The organism is Pseudomonas sp. (assembly GCF_030696055.1).
In the GTDB taxonomy this organism is placed as follows: domain Bacteria; phylum Pseudomonadota; class Gammaproteobacteria; order Pseudomonadales; family Pseudomonadaceae; genus Aquipseudomonas.
The window spans coordinates 1-4,822 of the sequence record NZ_JAUYNP010000254.1 but is presented as its reverse complement, the minus strand read 5'-3'; the positions used below and the strand labels follow the sequence as shown (position 1 = coordinate 4,822).

The following is a 4,822-nucleotide window of genomic DNA, read 5'->3' as shown; positions in this document are numbered from 1 at the left end:
TGGTCGATTACCTGGCCGTCGATCTGGCCGATCTGCTGCGTCAGCTGGATGGCAAGACCTTCAAGGCGGCCAATATGGACGTCCGCCTGCAGACAGTTGGCGCGCCCGTGATCATCCTCGAGGCGGACTGGCGCACCCGCCTGCTGGCGGTGATCACCAACCCCAGCGTGGCGCTGATCCTGATGATGATCGGGGTCTATGGGCTGATCTTCGAATTCTCCAATCCGGGCTCGACGATCGGTGGGGTGCTCGGTGGCATCTGCTTGATCCTCGCCCTCTATGCCCTGCAGCTGCTGCCGGTGAACTATGCCGGGGTGGCGCTGTTGCTGCTCGGTATCGCCTTTATGGCGGCCGAGGCCTTCCTGGGCAGCTTCGGCGTGCTGGGCATAGGCGGGGTGGTGGCCTTCGTGTTCGGCGCGCTGATCCTGATCGACACCGATGTGCCGGGCTTCGGCATTCCCCTGGCGCTGATCATCAGCCTGGCGTTGAGCAGCGCCCTGCTGATGCTGCTGATAGTGAGCATGGCCCTGCGCGCCCGCGGGCGGGCCCAGGTCAGTGGCGACCAGCCCCTGCTCGGCCGCCGGGTGTCGATCCAGGCGGTGCAGGCGGACAACCCCTGTGGCGGCTGGGTGACGTTGCAGGGCGAACGCTGGCAGGTGCGCAGCAGCGAGCCCCTGTACCCCGGCCAGCAGGTGCGGGTGCAGGCGCGCCAGGGCGTTTGCCTGGAGGTTATCGCGGCTGATCAACAGCCGGGGCAAGGAGATTAGGCATGGCTTTCGAATTCGGTTTTCTACCGCTGGTGATCATTCTGCTGGCCCTGCTGGTCTCGGCCTTCCGCATCCTGCGCGAATACGAGCGCGGCGTGGTGTTCCAGCTGGGGCGCTTCTGGAAGGTCAAGGGACCGGGGCTGGTGCTGGTGATTCCCGGCATCCAGCAGATGGTCCGGGTCGATCTGCGCACCATAGTGCTGGACGTGCCGACCCAGGACGTGATCACCCGCGACAACGTCTCGGTCAAGGTCAACGCGGTGATCTACTTCCGCGTGCTCGACTCGCAGAAGGCCATCATCCAGGTCGAGGACTACCATAACGCCACCAGCCAGTTGGCCCAGACCACATTGCGCGCGGTGCTCGGCAAGCACGAACTGGACGAGCTGCTGGCCGAGCGCGAACGCCTGAACGTCGATATCCAGCAGGTGCTGGACGCGCAGACCGACGCCTGGGGCATCAAGGTGTCGAATGTCGAGATCAAGCACGTCGACCTCAACGAATCGATGATCCGCGCCATCGCCAAGCAGGCCGAGGCCGAGCGCGAACGGCGGGCCAAGGTGATCCATGCCGAGGGCGAGTTGCAGGCCTCGGAGAAGCTGATGCAGGCCGCCGAGATGCTCGGTCGCCAGTCCGGGGCCATGCAGCTGCGCTATATGCAGACCCTGAGCAATATCGCCGGGGACAAGAGCTCGACCATAGTCTTTCCGCTGCCGATCGAGCTGTTGCAGGGCATTGCCGAGGCGAAGAAATAACCGTTTGCGGATACGTCCCGGCAATCGCCCCTATTTCAGGTAAATAGCCTGAAAGCCCCAGGCAATTCAGGCCGGCTCGCGGCTGAGGTTTTCTAGACTTTCTAAGAGGACTTTATTTGTCGGGAGGCGATTATGCGCATCGGTGTACCCAAGGAAATCAAGAATCACGAGTACCGTGTCGGCCTGACCCCGCAGTCGGTGGCCGAACTGAGCGCCCTCGGCCATCAACTGTGGGTCGAGACCCAGGCCGGCGCGGCCATCGGCTTTAGCGACCAGGACTACCTGAACGCCGGGGCGCAGATCGCCAAGGATGCGGCCCAGGTGTTCAGCCAGGCCGAGCTGATCGTCAAGGTCAAGGAACCCCTGGCCGCCGAGCGTGCCAAGCTGCGTCCCCAGCATTGCCTGTTCACCTATCTGCACCTGGCCCCGGACCGGGCGCAGACCGAGGAGCTGATGGCCAGCGGCGCCACCTGCATCGCCTACGAAACCGTCAGCGATGCCCAGGGTCGCCTGCCGCTGCTGGCGCCCATGTCCGAGGTGGCCGGGCGCATGTCGATCCAGGCCGGCGCCAGCTGCCTGGAAAAAGCCCGCGGTGGCCGTGGCGTGCTGCTCGGCGGGGTGCCCGGGGTGGCGCCGGGCAAGGTGGTGATACTCGGCGGCGGCGTGGTCGGCAGTCATGCCCTGGCCATGGCGGTGGGCCTGGGCGCCAATGTCACTGTGCTGGACAAGAGCGTGGATGCCCTGCGTCGCCTGGATGGCCAGTACGGCAACCGCATCACCACCCTCTACTCGACCCGCGCGGCGCTGCGCGAGCAGGTGCTGGGCGCCGATCTGGTGATAGGCGGGGTGTTGATTCCCGGCGCCGCGGCGCCCAAGTTGATCAGCGCCGAGATGGTCCGGCTGATGCAGCCCGGCGCGGTGTTGGTGGATGTGGCCATCGACCAGGGCGGCTGCGCCGAGACCTCGAGAGCCACCACCCACGACGATCCCACCTATGTGGTGGATGAGGTGGTGCATTACTGCGTGGCCAATATGCCCGGCGCGGTGGCGCGCACCTCGACCCTGGCGCTGAACAACGCGACCTTGCCCTTTGTCATCGCCCTGGCCGAGAAAGGCCCACGGCGCGCCCTGCAGGAAGACCCGCACCTGCTGGCCGGGCTGAACGTGGCCAAAGGCGTGATCACCTGCGCCAGCGTGGCCGAAGCCCATGGCCTGGCCTATCAGCGGGCGGGGCTGGTCGTGGAGCAGCTTTAAGCGCAGTGAGCGGCGCCTCTTGTAGCCCGGATGCAATCCGGGGGATATCTACCCCGGCCAATCCGCTCCCGGATTGCATCCGGGCTACGTACTGTCGGCGCCATGGTGCTGACCCCCTGGGCCTACTACGCTGAATACACCACTCCTGCGCCGCGAGGCCTATGCCGTGATTGCTGTCAGGTTGCGCGGCTGTTTCGGTGTGCTGCTGGCCTGCTGCCTGGGCCTGGCCGCCCAGACCCAGGCCCAGCCCTTGCGCCTGTATACCGAGGAATATCCGCCGATCAACTTCAGCCAGAATGGCCAGCCCACCGGCTTGGCCACCGAGGTGGTGCGCGAGATCATGCGCCGCACCGGGCAGAACGTGCCGATCAGCCTGGTGCCCTGGGCGCGTGGTTACCAACAGACGCTGGTGCGGCCCAATACCGGGTTGTTCGTGGCCATGCGCACCACGGAGCGCGAGACCCTGTTCAAGTGGGTCGGGCCGCTGACCCGTAATGTCACCAGCTTCTACGCCCTGACCAGTTCCCACTTGCGCCTGAGCGACCTGGAGCAAGCGCGGAAGTTCGCCGAGATCGCCGTGCCGCGCGACTGGTACAGCCACCAACGCCTGCTGGCCGAGGGCTTTACCAACCTGAACCCGGTCAACGGGCCGGCCCAGGTGATCGGCATGCTCAAGCGCGGGCGGGTCAAGCTGATGGTGCTGGACAACCTCAGCCTCAGCGCCTTGTTGATCCAGGGCGATATCCAGGCCGATGAGGTGCAGCGGTTGTTCACCCTGATGTACAGCGACAGCTATATCGCCTTCTCCACAGGCACCGACGACGCCCTGATCCAGCGCTGGCAGCACGAGCTGGATGGGATGAAGGCCGATGGCAGCTTTGCCGCCATCTACCACAAATGGTTGCCCGGCGAGCCACTGCCTAGCCTGGAGCCACTGCCGGCACAGCCCTAGCAGGTGGCGCTATCTTGGCCCGCAGGGCCACTCGCCGCCCAGGGGCCGCGCGGCTAAGCTCGACGCTCCCAGCCAGGAGCCTGCGCCATGCCCGCCAAGACAGTTCTGCTCGCCTTGCCCAATCGCGACTTCGACCCCAGCGAGGTCGCCATCAGCTGGCAGCTGTTGCGTGCGGCCGGGCTACGGGTGCGTTTCGCCACCGCCGATGGGCAAGCGGCCGTGGGCGATCCGCTGATGCTTAGCGGTGCGGGCCTGGACCCCTGGGGCTGGCTGCCCGGCCTGCGCCGGCTGAAGTTGCTCGGCCTGCTGTTGCGCGCCCGTCGCGCTGCCCGCGAGGCCTATGCCCGCATGCTGATGGATGCGGAGTTCCGCCAGCCGCTGCGTTACGAGCAGCTAACCGTGGCGGACTTCGACGGCCTGCTGCTGCCCGGCGGGCACTGGGCGCGGGGCATGCGCGCCTATCTGGAGAGCCAGGCGTTGCAGGCCTTTGTCGGGGCCTTCTTCGCCACTAATAAGCCGGTCGCGGCCATCTGCCATGGCGTGCTGCTGGCCGCCCGCAGCCCAGGGGCGGATGGCCGCTCCGCGCTCTATGGGCGCAAGACCACGGCGCTGACCTGGGCCATGGAAAAGAGCGCCTGGGACCTGACCCGCTTCTATGGGCGTTTCTGGGACCCGGACTATTACCGCACCTATAGGGAGGCACCGGGGCAGCCGAGCGGATATATGAGCGTGCAGGCCGAGGTCAGCCGCGCCCTGGCCAGCCCGGCGGACTTTCTCGAGGTGCCGAGGGACGCGCCAGACCGCCTGCGCAAGATCAGTGGCCTGCACCGCGACAGCCTAAGCGACAGCCGCCCGGCCTGGGTGGTGTGCGACGGCAACTATGTGTCCGCGCGCTGGCCGGGGGATGTGCATACATTTGCCCGGCGCTTTGCCGAGCTGCTGGACTAAAAACCTGTCTCGGATCTGCTGCGCGTCGGCGATACTGCGTTAAAAACAGCCTCAGAATGCTCATTTACAACCCGTAAACTCCGCTTCCTCGGCTGTTTTTGCCTTGTCTCGCTCTAGCTCGCGAGATCAGAAACAGGTTCTAAGGG

5 protein-coding genes are annotated in these 4,822 nt (G+C 65.8%); all 5 read left to right on the top strand.

Translation table 11 applies throughout. The annotated features are described in order from the left end of the window. The coding region (locus Q8Q83_RS15030; protein WP_305624938.1) for a nodulation protein NfeD at nt 1–767 on the top strand (767 nt) is incomplete at its 5' end. A gap of 2 nt (nt 768–769) precedes the next feature. Beyond that, entirely contained in the window at nt 770–1,522 is a 753-nt protein-coding gene (locus Q8Q83_RS15025) for a slipin family protein (RefSeq protein WP_305624937.1), read from the top strand. Between the two features lie 132 nt (nt 1,523–1,654). Continuing rightward, nucleotides 1,655–2,776, top strand: a complete 1,122-nt coding sequence (gene ald, locus Q8Q83_RS15020; RefSeq protein WP_305624936.1) for an alanine dehydrogenase — start codon at nt 1,655–1,657, stop codon at nt 2,774–2,776. Nucleotides 2,777–2,942: 166 nt separating this feature from the next. Beyond that, nucleotides 2,943–3,728 carry an ABC transporter substrate-binding protein gene (locus Q8Q83_RS15015; protein WP_305624935.1) on the top strand — a complete coding sequence of 262 codons (786 nt, stop codon included), beginning with the start codon at nt 2,943–2,945 and terminating at the stop codon, nt 3,726–3,728. An 87-nt stretch (nt 3,729–3,815) separates the two neighbouring features. Continuing rightward, complete coding sequence (locus Q8Q83_RS15010; RefSeq protein WP_305624934.1) at nt 3,816–4,676, top strand: type 1 glutamine amidotransferase domain-containing protein; 861 nt, start codon at nt 3,816–3,818, stop codon at nt 4,674–4,676. Nucleotides 4,677–4,822: the final 146 nt, after the last annotated feature.